The 19,411-nt window shown below is 68.7% G+C and carries 17 protein-coding genes; all 17 read left to right on the forward strand.

The genetic code is table 11. The annotated features are described in order from the left end of the window. The first annotated feature begins 241 nt into the window (after positions 1 to 241). The 17 genes from mraZ to AB4Z46_RS29935 all read left to right on the forward strand — a co-directional run bounded on the left by mraZ (position 242) and on the right by AB4Z46_RS29935 (position 19,169). Positions 242 to 670 (forward strand): division/cell wall cluster transcriptional repressor MraZ, encoded by a 429-nt coding sequence (gene mraZ, locus AB4Z46_RS29855; RefSeq protein WP_442287194.1) that lies wholly within the window; start codon positions 242 to 244, stop codon positions 668 to 670. Positions 671 to 678: 8 nt separating this feature from the next. After that, complete coding sequence (rsmH, locus tag AB4Z46_RS29860) at positions 679 to 1,605, forward strand: 16S rRNA (cytosine(1402)-N(4))-methyltransferase RsmH (protein ID WP_442287178.1); 927 nt, start codon at positions 679 to 681, stop codon at positions 1,603 to 1,605. A gap of 1 nt (position 1,606) precedes the next feature. Beyond that, entirely contained in the window at positions 1,607 to 1,948 is a 342-nt protein-coding gene (gene ftsL, locus AB4Z46_RS29865; RefSeq protein ID WP_442287179.1) for a cell division protein FtsL, read from the forward strand. Beyond that, positions 1,948 to 3,702, forward strand: a complete 1,755-nt coding sequence (locus tag AB4Z46_RS29870; RefSeq protein WP_442287180.1) for a peptidoglycan D,D-transpeptidase FtsI family protein — start codon at positions 1,948 to 1,950, stop codon at positions 3,700 to 3,702. The genes ftsL and AB4Z46_RS29870 overlap by 1 nt, the downstream gene beginning before the upstream one ends. Beyond that, positions 3,702 to 5,192, forward strand: a complete 1,491-nt coding sequence (locus tag AB4Z46_RS29875) for a UDP-N-acetylmuramoyl-L-alanyl-D-glutamate--2,6-diaminopimelate ligase (RefSeq protein ID WP_442287181.1) — start codon at positions 3,702 to 3,704, stop codon at positions 5,190 to 5,192. The genes AB4Z46_RS29870 and AB4Z46_RS29875 overlap by 1 nt, the downstream gene beginning before the upstream one ends. Beyond that, entirely contained in the window at positions 5,189 to 6,661 is a 1,473-nt protein-coding gene (locus tag AB4Z46_RS29880; RefSeq protein ID WP_442287182.1) for a UDP-N-acetylmuramoyl-tripeptide--D-alanyl-D-alanine ligase, read from the forward strand. Before AB4Z46_RS29875 ends, AB4Z46_RS29880 begins: the two co-directional genes overlap by 4 nt. 54 nt (positions 6,662 to 6,715) lie before the next feature. Then, the gene (gene mraY / locus AB4Z46_RS29885) at positions 6,716 to 7,894 is read left to right on the forward strand and encodes a phospho-N-acetylmuramoyl-pentapeptide-transferase (RefSeq protein WP_442287183.1); all 1,179 of its coding nucleotides are present in this window, start codon (positions 6,716 to 6,718) and stop codon (positions 7,892 to 7,894) included. A 4-nt stretch (positions 7,895 to 7,898) separates the two neighbouring features. Further along, positions 7,899 to 9,674, forward strand: coding sequence for a UDP-N-acetylmuramoyl-L-alanine--D-glutamate ligase (murD, locus tag AB4Z46_RS29890; RefSeq protein ID WP_442287184.1), 1,776 nt, complete (start codon positions 7,899 to 7,901; stop codon positions 9,672 to 9,674). Next, positions 9,671 to 10,963, forward strand: a complete 1,293-nt coding sequence (gene ftsW, locus AB4Z46_RS29895) for a putative lipid II flippase FtsW (RefSeq protein WP_442287185.1) — start codon at positions 9,671 to 9,673, stop codon at positions 10,961 to 10,963. Before murD ends, ftsW begins: the two co-directional genes overlap by 4 nt. After that, positions 10,960 to 12,021, forward strand: coding sequence for an undecaprenyldiphospho-muramoylpentapeptide beta-N-acetylglucosaminyltransferase (gene murG / locus AB4Z46_RS29900; protein ID WP_442287186.1), 1,062 nt, complete (start codon positions 10,960 to 10,962; stop codon positions 12,019 to 12,021). The genes ftsW and murG overlap by 4 nt, the downstream gene beginning before the upstream one ends. Continuing rightward, positions 12,018 to 13,469 (forward strand): UDP-N-acetylmuramate--L-alanine ligase, encoded by a 1,452-nt coding sequence (murC, locus tag AB4Z46_RS29905; RefSeq protein WP_442287187.1) that lies wholly within the window; start codon positions 12,018 to 12,020, stop codon positions 13,467 to 13,469. Before murG ends, murC begins: the two co-directional genes overlap by 4 nt. Next, the gene (locus AB4Z46_RS29910; RefSeq protein WP_442287188.1) at positions 13,466 to 14,449 is read left to right on the forward strand and encodes a D-alanine--D-alanine ligase; all 984 of its coding nucleotides are present in this window, start codon (positions 13,466 to 13,468) and stop codon (positions 14,447 to 14,449) included. Before murC ends, AB4Z46_RS29910 begins: the two co-directional genes overlap by 4 nt. Continuing rightward, on the forward strand, positions 14,446 to 15,228 hold the full coding sequence (locus tag AB4Z46_RS29915; protein ID WP_442287189.1) for a cell division protein FtsQ/DivIB: 783 nt from the start codon (positions 14,446 to 14,448) through the stop codon (positions 15,226 to 15,228). The genes AB4Z46_RS29910 and AB4Z46_RS29915 overlap by 4 nt, the downstream gene beginning before the upstream one ends. A gap of 22 nt (positions 15,229 to 15,250) precedes the next feature. Then, positions 15,251 to 16,480, forward strand: a complete 1,230-nt coding sequence (ftsA, locus tag AB4Z46_RS29920; protein ID WP_286368870.1) for a cell division protein FtsA — start codon at positions 15,251 to 15,253, stop codon at positions 16,478 to 16,480. Positions 16,481 to 16,642: 162 nt separating this feature from the next. Continuing rightward, the gene (gene ftsZ, locus AB4Z46_RS29925) at positions 16,643 to 17,848 is read left to right on the forward strand and encodes a cell division protein FtsZ (RefSeq protein ID WP_442287190.1); all 1,206 of its coding nucleotides are present in this window, start codon (positions 16,643 to 16,645) and stop codon (positions 17,846 to 17,848) included. 202 nt (positions 17,849 to 18,050) lie between these two features. After that, positions 18,051 to 18,974 (forward strand): UDP-3-O-acyl-N-acetylglucosamine deacetylase, encoded by a 924-nt coding sequence (gene lpxC / locus AB4Z46_RS29930; RefSeq protein ID WP_442287191.1) that lies wholly within the window; start codon positions 18,051 to 18,053, stop codon positions 18,972 to 18,974. 18 nt (positions 18,975 to 18,992) lie between these two features. Then, positions 18,993 to 19,169, forward strand: coding sequence for a hypothetical protein (locus tag AB4Z46_RS29935; RefSeq protein WP_442287192.1), 177 nt, complete (start codon positions 18,993 to 18,995; stop codon positions 19,167 to 19,169). Positions 19,170 to 19,411: the final 242 nt, after the last annotated feature.

Consider the following 19,411-nt stretch of genomic DNA (forward strand, 5'->3'; position numbering starts at 1 on the left):
GGCTCACGCTTTACTTTCATTGCGTGAGCTAAGTGCTTCATTTGCAACGGAATTCGGTGTTTTGGAGGTTGCAAAAACACCGCTAAGTCGTTGATTCCATTACAAAAAATACCCGTGGCGCCTGGTTGTGCGGTAGGTGTTTCCTGCTACAGTGCAAAAAAGTGCAGTTAAGTGGGAAAAAGTGTCGAGCGAGTCCTGATTCGGGTCTCGCGGCAGCTCCCATCACCGGGGTCTCGTGGTCGTGTTTCAAGGCGCTTCATCGCTCAGTCTGGATGCCAAGGGGCGGCTCTCCGTGCCGACCCGGCACCGTGACGTCCTGAGCGCGACCGCCGAGGGCCATCTCACCATCACCAAGCATCCGCACGGCTGCCTGATGGTGTTCCCGCGCCCCGAATGGGAGAAGTTCCGTGAGCGCATCGCGGCGCTGCCGATGTCGGCGCAGTGGTGGAAGCGCGTCTTCCTCGGCAACGCGATGGACGTTGAGATGGACGGCACCGGCCGCGTGCTGGTCTCGCCCGAACTGCGTGCCGCTGCCGGCATCTCGCGCGATGCGCTGCTGCTCGGCATGGGCAACCACTTCGAACTCTGGGACAAGGCGACTTACGACGCCAAGGAAGCCGAGGCCACGCAAGGCCAGATGCCCGACGTTTTCCAGGACTTTTCGTTCTGAGGCGCACTGTGGAACAGCCGTGGACCCATACGACCGTCCTGCTGCAGGAAGCAGTGGACGCGCTCTTTCCGGATGCGACGCACACCGCGGGAACGTACGTGGACGCGACTTTCGGGCGCGGCGGCCACGCCCGCGCCATCCTGGCCAGGCTGGGGCCGACGGGCCGGCTGATCGCGTTCGACAAGGACGCGGAAGCGGTGGCCGAAGCGGCGCGCATCGAGGATGCGCGATTTTCCATTCGGCACCAGGGCTTCAGGGATCTGGGGGAATTGCCGCCGTCCAGTGTGGCCGGCCTGCTGATGGACCTCGGCATCAGCTCTCCCCAGATCGACAACCCCGCACGGGGTTTTTCTTTTCGTTTCGACGGACCGCTCGACATGCGCATGGACACCACGCGCGGCGAGAGCGTTTCCGAATGGCTGGCGACAGCCGAGCAGCAACAGATTGCGGAGGTGATTCGTGACTATGGCGAAGAACGGTTTGCTGTTCAGATTGCAAAGGCGATTGTTGCTCGCCGACAAGAACGGGGCCCAATTTCAACCACCGCCGAGCTGGCCGAGCTCGTGGCTGGCACGGTCAAAACCCGCGAGCAGGGCCAGAACCCTGCAACGCGCACATTTCAGGCTTTTCGGATTTTCATCAACGCCGAGCTTGAAGAGCTGCAACAGGCGCTAGAGGCCAGCCTGACCGTGCTGCAGCCGCAGGGCCGCCTCGCGGTGATCAGCTTCCATTCGCTGGAAGACCGCATCGTGAAGCAGTTCATCGCCCAGCATTCGAAGGAGGTCTACGACCGCCGCGCGCCCTTTGCCGCGCCGAAGGCGATGAAGCTCAAGGCGCTGGCGCGCATCAAGCCCTCGAAGGCCGAGGTGGCCGGCAATCCGCGTTCGCGCAGCGCGATCCTGCGGGTGGCAGAGCGCACGGCCGAGGGGTCTTGACATGGCGCGCCTCAACTTGCTCCTGCTGCTCGCCGTGCTGGGCTCGGCGGTCTACCTGGTCCACACCCAGTACCTGTCGCGCCAGCTCTTCACCGAGCTGCACCGCATCGAGCTCGAGGCCCGGCGCCTGGAGCTCGACCGCGATCGGCTGCAGGTCGAGAAGCGTGCCCAGGCGACGCCGCTGCGGGTCGAGAAGCTGGCCAAGGAGCAGCTGAAGATGCGCACCACCACGCCGGCCATCACGCAGTACGTGCGCCAGGACGGGACCGTGATCCCGGCGGTGGTGGCGCCCGCGCCCGCCGCACCGGCAGGGCGCGCCGCACCTTCCAGGGGAGCGCGCTGATGGTCCGTCGCAGCCGCAGCGTCCAATACACGACCAGCCCCTTGCTTGCGAGCAAGACGCCGGTCTGGCGCAGCAAGTTCATCGTCGCGGCCATCGCCGGCGGCTTTCTGCTGCTGGCGGCCCGCGCGGCCTACGTGCAGGTGCTCGGCAACGATTTCTTCCAGCGCCAGGGCGAGGTGCGCTTCACGCGCACGCTGGAGCTGCCGGCCAACCGTGGCCGGATCCTCGACCGCAACGGGCTGCTGCTGGCCTCCAGCGTCGTGGCGCCGAGCATCTGGGCGATCCCGGAGGACATCGAGCGCGACGATCCCGAGGTCAGGGCCAAACTGAAGCAGGTCGCCAAGCTGCTCGAGATGCCGCTGAAGGACTTCGACAAGAAGCTCGAGGACGAGGACAAGACCTTCGTCTGGATCAAGCGCCAGGTCGACGAGCCGATCGCCAAGCAGATCGCCGCGCTCAACATCAAGGGCATCTACCAGCGCAAGGAATACAAGCGCCAGTACCCCGAGGGCGAGTCGGCCGCGCACGTGGTCGGCTTCACCAATGTCGAAGATCACGGCCAGGAAGGCATCGAGCTGGCGTTCAACAAGGACCTGGCCGGCAAGATCGGCTCGCGCCGCGTGATCAAGGACCGGCTCGGCCGGGTGGTCGAGGGCGTCGGCGAGCAGGTGCCGCCGGTGGACGGCAAGGACATCCAGCTGAGCGTCGACAGCAAGGTGCAGTTCTTCGCCTACCAGAAGCTGCGCGACGCGGTGACGATGTACAAGGCCAAGGCCGGCAGCGTGGTGGTGCTCGACGCCATCACCGGCGAGGTGCTGGCGCTGGCCAACTACCCGAGCTACGTGCCCGACAAGCGCCAGAACCTGACTGGCGAGCAGTTGCGCAACCGCGCGCTCACCGACACCTTCGAGCCCGGCTCGACCATGAAACCCATCACCGTCGCCATGGCGCTGGAGGCAGGCCGGATCACGCCACAAACCATCGTTGATACCACCCCTGGCCGCTACCAGATTGGTGGTTTCACCATCACCGACACCCACAACAACGGGGCATTGACGGTCGAGGGCGTGATCCAGAAGTCGAGCAACGTCGGCGCGCTCAAGATCGCCCAGAAGATGACGCCGCGCGAGATGTGGGACACCTACACCGCGCTCGGCTACGGCCAGAAGCCGCAGATCCAGTTCCCCGGCGCGGTCACCGGGCGCCTGCGGCCCTGGAAGTCGTGGAAGCCGGTCGAGCAGGCCACGATGGCCTACGGCTACGGCCTGTCGGCCTCGCTGTTCCAGATGGCGCATTCGTACACCGCCTTCGCGCACGACGGCGACATCATCCCGGCGACCATTCTCAAGAGCCCCGAGCCGGCGGTCGGCGTCAAGGTGTTCTCGGCCCAGAACGCGCTCGCGGTGCGCAAGATGCTGCAGATGGCCGCCGGCCCCGGCGGCACCGGCACGCGCGCCCAGACGGTCGGCTACTCGGTGGGCGGCAAGTCCGGCACCGCGCACAAGCAGGTCGGCAAGGGCTACGCCAGCAGGCAGTACCGCGCCTGGTTCACCGGCATGGCGCCGATCGACAAGCCGCGCATCATCGTCGCCGTGATGATCGACGAGCCGAGCAACGGCCAGTATTTCGGCGGCCTGGTGGCGGCGCCGGTGTTCAGCGAAGTCGTGCAGCAGACCCTGCGCATGATGAACGTGGCGCCCGATCTGGCAGTCAAACCGCTGGTCGTGACCAACGGTGTGGAAGAGAGTTTCTGATGACCACGAAGCTGCACAGCCCCGCCGAAGCCGCCGCCTGGCTCAAGTCGCGCGTGCGCGGCGTGCTGCACGCCGACAGCCGTCCGGTGGGCGCGGGCGACGGTTTCGTCGCCTGGCCCGGTGCCGTCGCCGATGGCCGGCGTTTCGTCGCCGGCGCATTGGCGCAGGGCGCCACAGCCTGCCTGGTCGAGCACGAAGGCAGCGAGGCTTTCGGCTTCGACAGCGAGGCGATCGCCACCTACGCCGGCCTGAAGGCCGCCACCGGCCCGATCGCCGCGGCCTTCTACGACGCGCCCTCGGAAGCGCTGGAGGTGCTGGCGGTCACAGGCACCAACGGCAAGACCTCGACCGCCTGGTGGCTGGCCCAGGCGCTGTCGTCCCTGCGCTCGCCCTGCGCCGTGGTCGGCACGCTGGGAGTCGGCGTGCCGCCCGAACTCACCTACACGGGCCTCACGACGCCCGACCCGGTGCTGCTGCAGCGCGAACTGCGCGGCTTCGCCGACCGCGGCTTCGGCGCCTGCGCGATCGAGGCTTCGTCCATCGGCATTGCCGAGCGCCGGCTCGACGGCACCCGGATCGGCGTCGCGGTGTTCACCAATTTCACCCAGGATCACCTGGACTACCACGGCAGCATGGACGCCTACTGGCAGGCCAAGGTCGAGTTGTTCCGCTGGCCCGGACTGCGCGCCGCGGTGGTCAACATCGACGACGTGCATGGCGCCGCGTTGGTCGCCAACCTGATCGAGACCGGTGTCGGCGCGCTCGACGTCTGGACCGTGTCGGCGGACGGCGCGCCGGCCCGGCTGGTGGCGCGGGACATCGGCTACGACGCCCAGGGGCTCCATTTCACGGTGGTGGAGCGAGGCGCCCCGGCGCAGCGCCTCGCGACCTCGCTGATCGGCCAGTACAACGTCGCCAACCTGCTGGGCGTGCTGGGCGCGCTGCGCGCCCTCGGCCTGTCGCTCGAAGAGGCGGTCGCCGCCTGTGCCGGTCTCGACAGCGTGCCGGGCCGCATGGAGCGCCTGAGCCTGCCCGGCCAGCCGCTCGCGGTGGTCGACTATGCTCATACGCCCGATGCGCTCGACAAGGCGCTGGCCGGCCTGCGGCCGCTGGCCCGTCAGCGCGGCGGCGCGCTGTGGTGCCTGTTCGGCTGCGGCGGCGATCGCGACAGTGCCAAGCGGCCGATGATGGCCGCGGTGGCCGAGACGCAAGCCGACCGCGTGGTCGTGACCAGCGACAACCCGCGCAGCGAAAAACCGGCGGCGATCATCAGCCAGATCCTGCTGGGGCTGGCGCGCCCGGAAGCGGCCCAGGTCGAGCCCGACCGCGCCCGCGCCATTGCCGAGACACTGGCCCAGGCACGGCCCGAGGACGTGGTGCTGCTCGYGGGCCGCGGCCACGAGGCCTGGCAGGAGATCGGGGGCGAGCGCATCGCGTTCTCCGACCGGACGCATGCGATCGATGCGCTGACGCGAAGGAGCGCAGCATGAGCGAAGTGTCCGGGATGTCCGCCCCGGTGCCGATGATGACGCTGGCCCAGGCCCTGGCCTGGGTGCCCGGCGCCCGGCCGGTCGGCGACCTGGCCACGCCGATCCAGCGGGTGCACACCGACACGCGCACGCTCGCGGCCGGCGACCTGTTCGTCGCCTTGAAGGGCGAGCGCTTCGACGCCAACGCCTTCCTCGCCGATGCCCGGGCGCGTGGCGCGGTGGCGGCGATCGCGCACGGCGGCCTGTCCGAGGCCGGCCTGCCCGGACTCGAGGTGCCCGACAGCCTGGCCGCGCTCGGCGCGCTGGCGGCGGGCTGGCGCGCGCAGTTCGAGCTGCCGCTGATCGCGGTCACCGGCAGCAACGGCAAGACCACCGTGACGCAGATGATCGCCTCGATCCTGCGTGCCGCCTGCGGCGAAGGCGGGCTGGCCACGGCCGGCAATTTCAACAACGAGATCGGCGTGCCGCTGACGCTGCTGCGCCTGCGCGCGCGGCACCAGCGCGCGGTGGTCGAGCTCGGCATGAACCATCCCGGCGAGATCGCGCGGCTGGCGCGGATCGCGCGGCCCACCATCGCGCTGGTCAACAACGCGCAGCGCGAGCACCAGGAGTTCATGGCCACCGTCGAGGCCGTGGCGCGCGAGAACGCGGCGGTCTTCGAGGCGCTGCCGCCCCAGGGCACGGCCGTCTTCCCGTATGCCGACGACTTCACGCCGCTGTGGAACGAGATCGCGCGCCGCGGCGCCTCGCGCCGCTGCCTGACCTTCGGCGAGCAGTCCGGCGCGGACATCTCGCTGCTGTCCGCCGACTGGGGCCACGGTGCCTGGCAGGTCGAGGCCCGCACGCCGCTGGGCGACCTGCGCTTCGCATTGCGCATCGCCGGCCGCCACAACGTCGTCAATGCGCTGGCCGCGATTGCCAGTGCCCTCGCCGGCGGGGTCTCGCTGGACCGCATCGCCGACGGGTTGGCGGCCTTCGAGCCGGTCAAGGGCCGTTCCAAGGCCAGCGAGCTGCGCCTGGCGGGCCAGCGGTCGATCACGCTGGTCGACGACACCTACAACGCCAATCCCGATTCGATGCTGGCGGCGATCGACGTCCTTGCCGGCCTGCCGGGCCCGCGCCTGCTGGTGCTCGGCGACATGGGCGAGGTCGGCGACCAGGGCCCGCGCTTCCATGCCGAGGTCGGCACCCGTGCGCGCGAGCGCGGCATCGAGACCGTGTTCGCACTCGGCCGCGAGTCATCGCACAGCATCGCCGCCTTTCAGGGCGGCACCGGCCCCGGCATCGGCGAGGCCCGGCATTTCGAGGACATCGATTCGCTCAACGCCGCCGTTCGCGCGCAGTTGCCCCGGGCCGCCAGCGTGCTGGTCAAGGGCTCGCGCTTCATGCAGATGGAGCGCGTGGTCCAGGCCGTCGCCGGCTGGGCCGAATCACAACCACAAGACAAGGAGGCCGGTCATGCCGCATGAGTCGCGCATCGAGGCCTGTTCGCCGATGAATCATTTCCCGATGAGGTTCAGCCTATGCTGCTGAGCCTCGCCACGTGGCTGCAGAGCCTGTCGCCGGAGTTCGGATTCCTGCGGGTCTTCCAGTACCTGACCTTCCGTGCGCTGATGGCGGCGCTGACCGCCTTGCTGCTCGGCCTGGCGGCGGGCCCCTACGTGATCCGGCGACTGAGCGCGCTCAAGATCGGCCAGCCGGTGCGCGGCTACGGCATGGACACGCACCTGACCAAGAGCGGTACGCCGACCATGGGCGGCGTGCTCGTGCTGTTCTCGATCGCGTTTTCGACGCTGCTGTGGTTCGACCTCTCCAACCGCTTCGTCTGGATCGTGCTGTGGGTCACGCTGGGCTTCGGCGCCATCGGCTGGGTCGACGACTGGCGCAAGGTGGTGCGCAAGGACCCCGAAGGCATGCGCTCGCGCGAGAAGTATTTCTGGCAGTCGGTGGTCGGCCTGGTGGCGGCCTTCTATTTGCTCTTCAGCATCTCCGAGAGCTCCAACTGGCGCGTGCTCGAGCTGTTCTACGCCTGGGTGCGCTCGGGCTTCGATCTCGACTTCCCGCCCAAGATCAACCTGCTGGTGCCCTTCTTCAAGGAGATCAGCTACCCGCTCGGCGGCATCGGCTTCGTGATCCTGACCTACCTGGTGATCGTCGGCGCGAGCAATGCGGTGAACCTCACCGACGGGCTCGACGGCCTGGCGATCATGCCGGTCGTGATGGTGGGCTCGGCGCTGGGCGTGTTCGCCTACGTCACGGGCAGCGCGGTGTACTCGCGCTACCTGCTCTTTCCCCACATCCCGGGCTCGGGCGAACTGCTGGTGTTCTGCTCGGCCATGGCTGGCGCGGGGCTCGCGTTCCTGTGGTTCAACACCCATCCGGCGCAGGTGTTCATGGGCGACGTGGGCGCGCTCGCGCTCGGCGGCGCGCTGGGCACCATCGCGGTCATCGTGCGGCAGGAGATCGTGTTCTTCGTCATGGGCGGCATCTTCGTGGTCGAGGCGATCTCGGTGATGGCGCAGGTCAGCTACTTCAAGTACACCAAGAAGCGCTTCGGCGAAGGCCGCCGCGTGCTCAAGATGGCGCCGCTGCACCATCATTTCGAGAAGAGCGGCTGGCGCGAGACGCAGGTCGTGGTCCGCTTCTGGATCATCACGATGCTGCTGTGCCTCGTGGGTCTTTCCACCTTGAAGCTGCGTTGAGACCATGCGGCATCTGAAAGACCTCCATGTGCTGATCTTGGGCCTCGGTGCGTCCGGCCTGGCGATGGCGCGCTGGTGTGCGCGCCATGGCGCGGTGCTCACGGTGGCCGATACCCGCGAGGCACCGCCGCAGCTGGCGACACTGCGCGAGGAACTGCCCGATGCGGTGTTCGTCGGCGGCCCGCTGTCGGCCGCGCTGGTCGAAGGCACGCCGGTGCGTGCGGTCTACCGCTCGCCGGGGCTGTCGCCGGAATCGGTGGCCGTGGTGCTCGATGCGGCGCGGGCGATGGGGCTGCCGGTCGGCGGCGAGCTGGACCTGTTCGCGCGTGCGCTCGCCGATCTGCGCACCGTCGAGGTGGCCGAAGCCGCAGAACCGCCCACAACTGCCGAAGGCGCCGAGCCGGCGTCGCCGGAGCCGGTTCAAGAGCCGCTTCCCGCGCCGCAAGGGGATCTCCATGACCCCGACTTCGAGCCGCGGTCGCCCGACGCCGATGCGCCCGAGTTCGATGCGGCCGGGCCGGCTGAAGCGATCGCCGCTGCGCTGCCCGACGACGATGACGATTCCTTCACCCCGCTGCCCGAGGTCGTGATTCCGCCGCCGGTCCCGCAGGGCTACACCCCGGCCGTGCTCGCGATCACCGGCACCAACGGCAAGACGACCGTGACCGCGCTGACCGGCCAACTGGTCGAGCGCGCGGGCAAGACGGTGGCCGTGGCCGGCAACATCGGACCGACGCTGCTCGACACGCTGTCGGCCCGCATGGATGCCGGCGACCTGCCCCAGGTCTGGGTGCTCGAGCTGTCGAGCTTCCAGCTCGATGGGGTGCAGGGCTTCGAGCCGACCGCCGCCACGGTGCTGAACCTGTCGCAGGACCACCTCGACTGGCATGGCGACATGGCGGCCTACGCAGCGGCCAAGGCGCGCATCTTCGGCACCCGGGGCGCGATGGTTCTGAATCGCGAGGACGACGCCGTCATGGCGATGCGGCCGGCGCCGGTCAAGCTGGCCAAGGGCCAGGTGGCGCGCAGCGTCATCACCTTCGGCGCCGCAATGCCGTTGCGGCCGGGCGACTATGGCCTCGAGCGGCTCAACGGCATGGCCTGGCTGGTCCGGGCGCTGGAAGCCGACGAGACCCAGAAGCGCAAGCGCGGTGCCGCGATCGAGGAAGAGATCTTCATCCAGCGCCTGATGCCCGCCGATGCGCTGCGCATCCGCGGCCGCCACAACGCGCTCAACGCGCTGGCCGCGCTGGCGCTGGCCACCGCGGCAGGCTGCCAGCTGGCGCCGATGCTCTACGGCCTGCGCGAATACCGCGGCGAGCCGCACCGGGTCGAACCGGTGGCGATCGTCGGAGACGTCGAGTACTTCGACGACAGCAAGGGCACCAACGTCGGTGCGACGGTCGCGGCGCTCGTCGGCCTCGGCGAGGAGCGCCGGGTGGTCGTGATCCTCGGCGGCGAGGGCAAGGGCCAGGACTTCGAGCCCCTGGCCGCACCGGTGCGCCAGTACGCTCGCGCGGTGGTGCTGATCGGCCGCGACGCGCCTTTGATCGAAGCCGCGCTTGCTGCCACCGGCATTCCGCTGCTGTCCGCGGCTTCGCTGCCCGAGGCCGTGACGGTGGCGGCCGGGCGCGCCCATCCGGGCGATGCGGTGCTGCTGTCGCCTGCCTGCGCCAGCTTCGACATGTTCAAGGACTACGCGCATCGCGCCCAGGTGTTCTGCGAGGCCGTGCAGGCGCTCGCCGATTCGCCGGCGGGCTCCGGGGAGGGCGCGGAATGACCGCCACGACCGCCGCCACGCCCAACAAGGCCGGCCGCTTCAGCGGCTGGTTCAGCCGCGCCAAGAGCGGCATCGATGCGTTGCCCATGCATCTGCCGGTGCGGCTCGGCAACGCCGGCATGACGCAGACCAAGGCGGCGCCGGTGCGCGTGCTGGGCTTCGACCAGGCGCTGGTCTGGGTCACGGTGGCGTTGCTGGCCTGGGGCCTGGTGATGGTCTATTCGGCCTCGATCGCGCTGTCCGACAGTCCGCGCTTCGCGCGCGCCGGCTACACGCCGACCTATTTCCTCACGCGCCATGCGGCCTCGCTGGTGATCGCGGCGATCGCCGGGCTGCTGGCCTTCCAGGTGCCGATGAAGACCTGGGAGCGCGCCGCGCCCTGGCTCTTCGTCGCCTCGCTGCTGCTGCTGGTTGCGGTGCTGATCCCGCACATCGGCATCAACGTCAACGGCGCCCGCCGCTGGCTGCCGCTGGGCTTCATGCGCTTCCAGCCCTCGGAGCTGGCCAAGCTCGCGATGGTGCTCTACGCCGCCAGCTACATGGTGCGCAAGATGGAGATCAAGGAGCGCTTCTTCCGCGCCGTGCTGCCGATGGGCATCGCGGTGGTGGTGGTCGGCATGCTGGTGATGGCCGAGCCCGACATGGGCGCCTTCATGGTGATCGCGGTGATCGCGATGGGCATCCTATTCCTGGGCGGCGTCAACGCGCGCATGTTCTTCGTCATCGCGGCGCTGGTCGTGGCGGCCTTCAGCACCATCGTCGCCACCAGCCCGTGGCGGCGCGAACGCATCTTCGCCTACCTCGATCCGTGGAGCGAGGAGCATGCGCTGGGCAAGGGCTACCAGCTCTCGCATTCGCTGATCGCGATCGGCCGCGGCGAGGTCTTCGGCGTCGGGCTCGGTGGCAGCGTCGAGAAACTGCACTGGCTGCCCGAAGCCCATACCGACTTCCTGCTGGCGGTGATCGGCGAGGAATTCGGCCTGGTCGGCGTGCTGCTCGCGATCGGCCTGTTCCTCTGGCTCACGCGCCGGATCATGCACATCGGCCGCCAGGCGATCGCGCTCGACCGCGTGTTCTCGGGCCTGGTGGCGCAGGGCATCGGCATCTGGATCGGCTTCCAGACCTTCATCAACATGGGCGTGAACCTGGGCGCGCTGCCGACCAAGGGCCTGACCTTGCCGCTGATGAGCTTCGGCGGCTCGGCGATCCTGATGAACGTGGTGGCGCTGGCGGTGGTGCTGCGGATCGACTACGAGAACCGCGTCCTCATGCGTGGAGGCCGCGTATGAGTCGTACGGCATTGGTCATGGCAGGCGGTACCGGCGGCCACATCTTCCCGGGTCTCGCCGTCGCCGAAGCCCTGCGCGAGCGCGGCTGGCGCGTCCACTGGCTGGGCGCGCCCGGCAGCATGGAAGAGAAGCTGGTCCCGCCGCGCGGCTTCGCCTTCGAGCCGGTCCAGTTCGGCGGCGTGCGCGGCAAGGGTCCGCTCACGCTGGCGCTGCTGCCGATGCGCCTCCTGCGCGCCTTCGTGCAGAGCATCGCCGTGGTGCGCCGCGTGCGGCCCGACGTGGTCGTCGGCCTCGGCGGCTACATCACCTTCCCGGGCGGCATGATGAGCGTGCTGCTGGGCAAGCCGCTGGTGCTGCACGAACAGAACTCGGTGGCCGGGCTCGCCAACAAGGTGCTCGCGCGCGTCGCCGACCGCGTCTTCACGGCCTTCCCCGACGTCATCCAGAAGGCCCAATGGGTCGGCAATCCGCTGCGCACCGCCTTCCTCTCGCAACTCGACCCGGCCACGCGCTTCGCCGGCCGCGGCGGCCCGCTCAGGCTGCTGGTGGTGGGCGGCAGCCTCGGCGCCCGGGCGCTCAACGCCGTGGTGCCGAAGGCGCTGGCCCTGATCGCACCAGCGCAGCGTCCGCAGGTCACCCACCAGAGCGGCGCCAAGCAGATCGACGAACTGCGCGCCAACTACGCCGCCGCCGGCGTCGCAGGCGAGCTCACGCCCTTCATCGAGGACACGGCGCAGGCCTACGCCGAGGCGGACCTGATCGTCGCCCGTGCCGGTGCCAGCACCGTCACCGAAATCGCGGCCGTCGGCGCAGCAGCGCTGTTCGTGCCTTTTCCTTCCGCCGTGGACGACCACCAGACCACCAATGCCCGCTTCCTTGTCGACGCGGGCGGCGGCTGGCTCGTTCAACAAACCGAACTGACACCTGAATTGCTGGCCGACTTGCTACAGAAAACCGGGCGCGCCGCGCTCATGGAACGCGCCGTGAAGGCCAAGACGATGCAGAAAACCGAAGCGGTCGACCATGTCGTCCGCGCCTGTGAGGAGCTGGCCCCATGAAGCATGCCATTCGTCACATCCACTTCGTCGGCGTCGGCGGCTCGGGCATGAGCGGCATCGCCGAAGTGCTGCTCAACCTCGGCTACACGATCTCGGGCTCCGACCTGTCCGACAGCGCGACCTTGAAGCGCCTGGCCAGCCTCGGCATCGCGACCTTCGTCGGCCACGACGCGGCCCACATCGCGGGCGCCGACGCGGTCGTCACCTCGACCGCGGTCAACGCCGAGAACCCCGAGGTGGTGGCGGCGCGCGAGAAGCGCATCCCGGTGGTGCCGCGCGCGATGATGCTGGCCGAGCTGATGCGGCTCAAGCAGGGCATCGCGATCGCCGGCACGCACGGCAAGACCACCACCACCAGCCTGGTGGCGAGCGTGCTCGCGGCCGCGGGGCTCGACCCGACCTTCGTGATCGGCGGCCGGCTCAACAGCGCCGGCGCCAATGCGCAACTCGGCAGCGGCGACTACATCGTGGTGGAGGCCGACGAATCCGACGCCTCGTTCCTGAACCTGCTGCCGGTGATGGCGGTGGTCACGAACATCGACGCCGACCACATGGAGACCTATGGGCACGACTTCGCGAAGCTCAAGAAGGCCTTCGTCGACTTCCTGCACCGCATGCCCTTCTACGGCGTCGCGATCCTGTGCACCGACGACCCGGCGGTGCGCGAGATCGTGACCGAGGTGTCCTGCCCCGTGACCAGCTACGGCTTCGGCGAAGACGCCCAGGTGCGTGCGGTCAACGTGCGGGCGGTGGGCTCGCAGATGCACTTCACGGCGCAGCGCCGCAACGGCGTCACGCTGCCCGACCTGGACATCGTGCTGAACCTGCCGGGCGAGCACAACGTGCGCAATGCCTTGTCGGTGATCGCGGTGGCGGTCGAACTCAACGTGCCCGACGAGGCGGTGCAGCGCGGCCTGGCCGACTTCAAGGGCGTGGGCCGGCGCTTCCAGCGCTATGGCGAGGTGCTGCTGGCCGGCGCCCGCACGGGCCATTTCACGCTGATCGACGACTACGGACATCACCCGGTCGAGATGGCGGCCACCATCGCCGCGGCGCGCGGCGCCTTTCCGGGCCGGCGCCTGGTACTGGCCTTCCAGCCGCACCGCTTCACGCGCACCCGCGACTGCTTCGAGGATTTCGTCAAGGTGATCGGCCAGGCCGATGCGGTGCTGCTGGGCGAGGTCTATGCCGCCGGCGAGGCGCCGATCGTGGCGGCCGACGGCCGTTCGCTGGCGCGGGCGCTGCGCGTCGCGGGCAAGGTCGAGCCGGTGTTCGTCGACGAGATCGCGGCCATGCCGCAGGCGATCCTGGACAACGCGCGCGAGGGCGATGTCGTGATCTGCATGGGCGCGGGCTCGATCGGTGCCGTGCCCGCCAAGGTGGTCGAGATCGGCGCGCTGGCGCCGCAGAAATCAGAGCGCTTGACGCGCGAAGGGAGGGCGTTGTGAGCGTCGTGGATCCGAAGGCCTTCGGCAAGGTGGCGGTGCTGTTCGGCGGCAGTTCGGCCGAGCGAGAGATCTCGTTGATGTCGGGCGGCGGCGTGCTCGAGGCGCTGCGTTCGCGCGGCGTCGACGCGCATGCCTTCGACCCGGCCGAGCGCGACCTGGTCGAACTCAGGCGCGAAGGCTTCGCGCGCTGCTTCGTGGCGCTGCATGGCCGCCACGGCGAGGACGGCACCGTGCAGGGCGCGCTCGAGCTGCTCGGCATTCCCTACACAGGCTCGGGCGTGATGGCCTCGAGCGTGGCGATGGACAAGGTCATGACCAAGCGCATCTGGCAGGCCGACGACCTGCCCACGCCGCGCTACGTGCGCCTGGCCTTCGACCAGCAGAGCCGCGAGCAGATCAACGCCGTGCCCGACGTGCTGGGCCTGCCGCTGATCGTGAAGCCGCCGCGCGAAGGATCCTCCATCGGCGTCACCAAGGTCCAGGGCTACTCGCAGATGCAGGACGCCGTGAGCCTGGCGGTGCGCTACGACGCCGACGTGCTGTGCGAGGAATTCATCGAGGGCCTGGAAGTCACCTGCGCCTTGCTGGGCAGCGGCCTCGATGCCGTGGCGCTGCCGGTGGTGCGCATCGCCGCGCCCGAAGGCGCCTACGACTACCAGAACAAGTACTTCACCGATGACGTGAAGTACCACTGCCCGAGCGGCCTGCCGGAGGCCGAGGAGCACGAGATCCGCCGCATCTCGCTGGCCGCCTACCACCAGCTCGGCTGCCGCGGCTGGGGCCGCGCCGACCTGATGATCCGCGCCAGCGACCGCAAGCCCTTCCTGCTCGAGATGAACACCTCGCCGGGCATGACCAGCCACTCGCTGGTGCCGATGTCGGCCCGGGCGGCCGGTATCGCCTACGAGGATCTGTGCCTGCGCGTGCTGGCGACGGCCACGCTGGACTCCGGAATGCCTGGAGGCGCCGCCACGCCATGACACGCAGCATCCCCGTGCCTTTCGACGTCAAGCTCATGAACGTGCTCGCGACCCTCGTGTTCGCGCTGTTCGCGTTCATGCTGCTGGCGGCGGGCGCCTGGTGGGTGCTGCGTCAGCCCTTCTTCCCGCTGGCCGGCATCAAGGTCGACGGCGAGGTCACGCACAACAACGCGGTCACGCTGCGCGCCAACGTGGCGCCGCAACTGGCGGGCAACTTCTTCACGGTCGATCTGGCCCGCGCGCGCACCGCCTTCGAGTCGGTGCCCTGGGTGCGCAAGGCTGTGGTGCGGCGCGAGTTCCCGAACAAGCTGCGCGCCACGCTGATCGAGCACGTGCCGGTGGCGCACTGGGGCGACGAGGCCGGCTCGAAGCTGATCAACGGTTTCGGCGAGGTTTTCGAAGCCAACGTGGCCGAGGTCGACGACAACCTGCCGCGGCTGGACGGCCCGACCGAGCAGGCCGGGCAGGTGCTGGGCATGTACCGCGTGCTGGCACCGCTGTTCCAGCCCTACGACCTCGGCATCGATCAGCTCACGCTGACCAGCCGCGGCAGCTGGCGCGCGCTGCTGGACACCGGCGCCGTGCTGGAACTCGGGCGCGGGCGGGGCGAGGAGGTGGTGGTCCGCACGCAGCGCTTCCTGCGCACCGTGACGCCGGTGGCGGGCCAGTACGGGCGCACGATCGCGTCGGTGGAGGGCGCCGACCTGCGGCACAACGAAGGCTACGCGCTGCGGCTGCGTGGCGTGACGACGGTCGTTGCCGACCCGAAGAAAAAGTAGAGAGAGCGAACAGAGGAAGCACATGTCCAAAGAGTACAAAGATCTCGTTGTCGGTCTCGACATCGGCACCGCCAAGGTGATGGCGGTGGTGGCCGAGGTGCTGCCCAACGGCGAGCTCAAGCTGGCCGGGCTGGGCATCGCGCCGAGCAACGGGCTCAAGCGCGGCGTGGTGGTCAACATCGACGCCACGGTCCAGAGCATCCAGCAGGCGCTCAAGGAGGCCGAGCTGATGGCCGACTGCAAGATCAGCCGCGTCTACACCGGCATCACCGGCAGCCACATCCGCGGCATCAATTCGAGCGGCATGGTGGCGGTCAAGGACAAGGAAGTCACGCCGGCCGACGTCGCCCGCGTGGTCGAGACGGCGCGCGCGATCAACATCTCGAGCGACCAGCGACTGCTGCTGGTCGAGCCGCAGGAGTTCGTGATCGACGGCCAGGACGTCAAGGAGCCGATCGGCATGAGCGGCATGCGGCTCGAGGCCAAGGTGCACATCGTCACCGGCGCCCAGAGCGCGGCCGAGAACATCATCAAGTGCGTGCGCCGCTGCGGTCTCGAGGTCGACCAGCTGATGCTGAACCCGCTGGCCTCGAGCCTGGCGGTGCTGACCGAGGACGAGCGCGAGCTCGGCGTGGTGCTGGTCGACATCGGTGCCGGCACGACGGACGTCGCGATCTTCACCAACGGCGCGATCCGCCACACGGCCGTGATCCCGATCGCCGGCGACCTGATCACCAGCGACATCGCGATGGCGCTGCGCACGCCGACCAAGGACGCCGAGGACATCAAGGTCGAGAACGGCTACGCCAAGCAATTGCTGGCCGACCCCGACACGCAGGTCGAGGTGCCGGGGCTTGGCGACCGCGGCCCGCGCATGCTGAGCAAGCAGGCGCTGGCCGGCGTGATCGAGCCGCGCATCGAGGAGATCTTCTCGCTCGTGCAGCAGGTGGTGCGCGAGTCGGGCTACGAGGAGGTGCTGTCCTCCGGCGTGGTGCTGACCGGCGGCAGCGCGGTGATGCCCGGCATGGTCGAACTTGGCGAGGACATCTTCCTGAAGCCGGTCCGGCGCGGCATTCCGAAGTATTCGAGCGCGCTGTCGGACATGGTGGCGCAGCCGCGTGCCGCCACCGTGATGGGGCTGCTCGAGGAGGCGCGCTATGCGCGCCTGCGCGGCTTCAAGGTGGCGCAGAAGAACGGCTCCGTCAAGACGGCGTTCGGGCGCTTCAAGGACTTCATCGTGGGGAACTTCTGATCATGACCGCAGACCGACTCTGGCTCGCGCGTGGTGGCCCCCCGCTGCATTTCAACGAGCGATGGCGACGGACCGGACCTCCGCCCTGACGACGTTCCACGGTTCGCTACAACAAATTCATTCATCAATAAACGGCAACTGCAAATTCAAGGAGTCAGAAAAATGGCTATCGAAATGATCGAGATCGAAGAGTTCAACCAGGGCACCCAGATCAAGGTGATCGGCGTGGGCGGCGGCGGCGGCAACGCGGTCGCGCACATGATGGAGCGCGGGGTGCAGGGCGTGCAGTTCGTCTGCGCCAACACCGACGCACAGGCGCTGTCGCGCAGCAATGCCCACAAGACGATCCAGCTCGGCACCAACGGCCTGGGCGCCGGCAGCAAGCCCGAGAAGGGCCGTGACGCCGCCGAGGCCGCGATCGACGACATCCGCGAATCGATCGCCGGCGCGCACATGCTGTTCATCACGGCCGGCATGGGTGGCGGCACCGGCACCGGCGCGGCGCCGGTGATCGCCCGCGTCGCCAAGGAGATGGGCATCCTGACCGTGGGCGTGGTGACCAAGCCCTTCGACTGGGAAGGCGGCCGCCGCATGACCAATGCCGATGCCGGCCTGGCCGAGCTCGAAGCGAATGTCGACTCGCTGATCGTGGTGCTCAACGAGAAGCTGCTCGACGTGCTGGGCGAGGACGTGACGCAGGACGAGGCCTTCGCGCACGCCAACGACGTGCTCAAGAACGCGGTCGGCGGCATCTCGGAAATCATCAACGAGTACGGCGGCGTGAACGTCGACTTCGAAGACGTGCGCACCGTGATGGGCGAGCCCGGCAAGGCCATGATGGGCACGGCGGCCGCGAGCGGCCCGGACCGCGCCCGCATCGCCGCCGAGCAGGCCGTGGCCTGCCCGCTGCTCGAGGGCATCGACCTCTCCGGCGCCAAGGGCGTGCTGGTGCTGGTGACGGCGTCGAAGTCCTCGCTCAAGCTGAGCGAATCGAAGCTCGCGATGAACACCATCCGCGCCTACGCCTCGCCCGACGCGCACGTGATCTACGGCGCCGCCTACGACGACGCCCTGGGCGACGAGATGCGCGTGACCGTGGTCGCGACCGGCCTGTCGCGCCAGGACGCACGCCGCCAGGCACCGACGCTCGAAGTGATCCGCACCGGCACCGACAACATCCCGTTCACCGTGCCGAGCCTCGGCGGCGGCGCGGGCCACGCCGGCAGCCAGCCGAACTACGACGGCATGGCGGTGCCCAGCGTGTGGCGTACCAATCGCACGATGGCCGCGGCCAAGGTCGACGCGCTGTCCTCGGGCGGCATGGACGATTTCGAGATCCCCGCCTTCCTGCGCCGCCAGGCTGATTGATGATGCGCAAAGCGACTGCGCGCCCCGATCTTGCACCTGTGGTGCTCGACGTACGCAAGTACGGCTGCGCTCCTCGGCGCAACCTCGGAGCGCTCGCTACGCTTTTCGCACCATCAATCGGTCGCCGCTAGGCATGGGCACTATCGCGGACATAGCCAGACGCGCGGGTCGAGCCACGACCTGCGCGTCTAAAATCTCGTCCGTGCTGTCCCAACGAACCCTCAAGTCGATCACCCGCGCCGTTGGCGTGGGCCTGCACAGCGGGCAGCGGGTCGAACTCACGCTGCGCCCGGCACCGGTCGACCACGGCATCGTGTTCCGCCGGGTCGATCTGCCGGAGCCGGTCGAGATCGCGATGACGGCGGAGTCGGTCACCGACACCCGGCTGGCATCCACCGTTTCGGCGGGCGGCGCCAAGGTCCAGACCGTGGAGCACCTGATGTCGGCCTGCGCGGGCCTGGGCATCGACAACCTGCTGATCGACATCACGGCCGACGAGGTGCCGATCCTCGACGGTTCGGCCTCGTCCTTCGTCTTCCTGCTGCAGAGCGCGGGCATCCAGCTGCAGGCGGCACCGCGGCGCTTCATCCGCGTCATCAAGCCGGTCGAGGTGCGCGAAGGCGAGGGCGCCGATGCCAAGTGGGCGAGGCTCGAGCCGTACCACGGCTTCAAGCTCAGCTTCGAGATCGACTTCGATCACCGCGTGGTGAATTCGACCGGCCAGCGTGTCGAGTTCGATCTCGGCAGCGGGTCCTACAGCCGCGACATCGCGCGTGCGCGCACCTTCGGCTTCACCAAGGAACTCGAATACATGCTTTCGAAGGGGCTGGCGCGCGGCGGCGGTCTCGACAACGCGATCGTGATGGACGACACCAAGGTGCTCAATGCGGGCGGGCTGCGCTACGACGACGAGTTCGTGAAGCACAAGATCCTCGACGCCATGGGCGACCTCTACGTGATCGGCCGACCGCTGCTGGCGGCCTACAGCGCCTTCCGCTCCGGCCATGCGCTCAACAACAAGCTGCTGCGCGAACTGCTCGCTCACGAGGACGCCTACGAGGTCGTGACCTTCGACGACGAGAAGCTGGCCCCGGCCGGCTTCGCCGAGGTCGCGCGCGCCTGGTAGGCGCGCTGCCCGATCGCAATGCTGCTGTTCCGCTCGGCCATCCTGCTGCTGCTTCTGGTGGCGGGCGTTTCGTTCGCGTTCTATGCGGCGACCGGCCAGCTCAGGTACCGGCGTTTCGGCTGGATCCTGCTCAAGTGGACGCTGCTGGCGGCCTTCGGGTTCTTCGCGGTCCTGATCGCGGAGCGCGTTTTCTAGCCGCGCCTTCTAGGGCCTGTTCACCCTATTTCCGGGGATCGCGTTGCCGGGCGAAGGGGCTGGATGCAAGGCGCCTGCGCGCAGCAAGGCTGTCGCCTTGCAAGCGCGGGCAACGCCGCAGACGGCCCCTTCGCCCGGCAACCCGAAGGGAAGGCATGCCAGGACGAGCCACTCGGCGTTGCGCTCCTCGCATGTGCCGACGCACATGCCGCGTCGCGCGCCTTGATTGGCCCGTCCTGGCA

Source organism: Variovorax sp. M-6, assembly GCF_052114385.1.
GTDB lineage: Bacteria > Pseudomonadota > Gammaproteobacteria > Burkholderiales > Burkholderiaceae_C > Variovorax.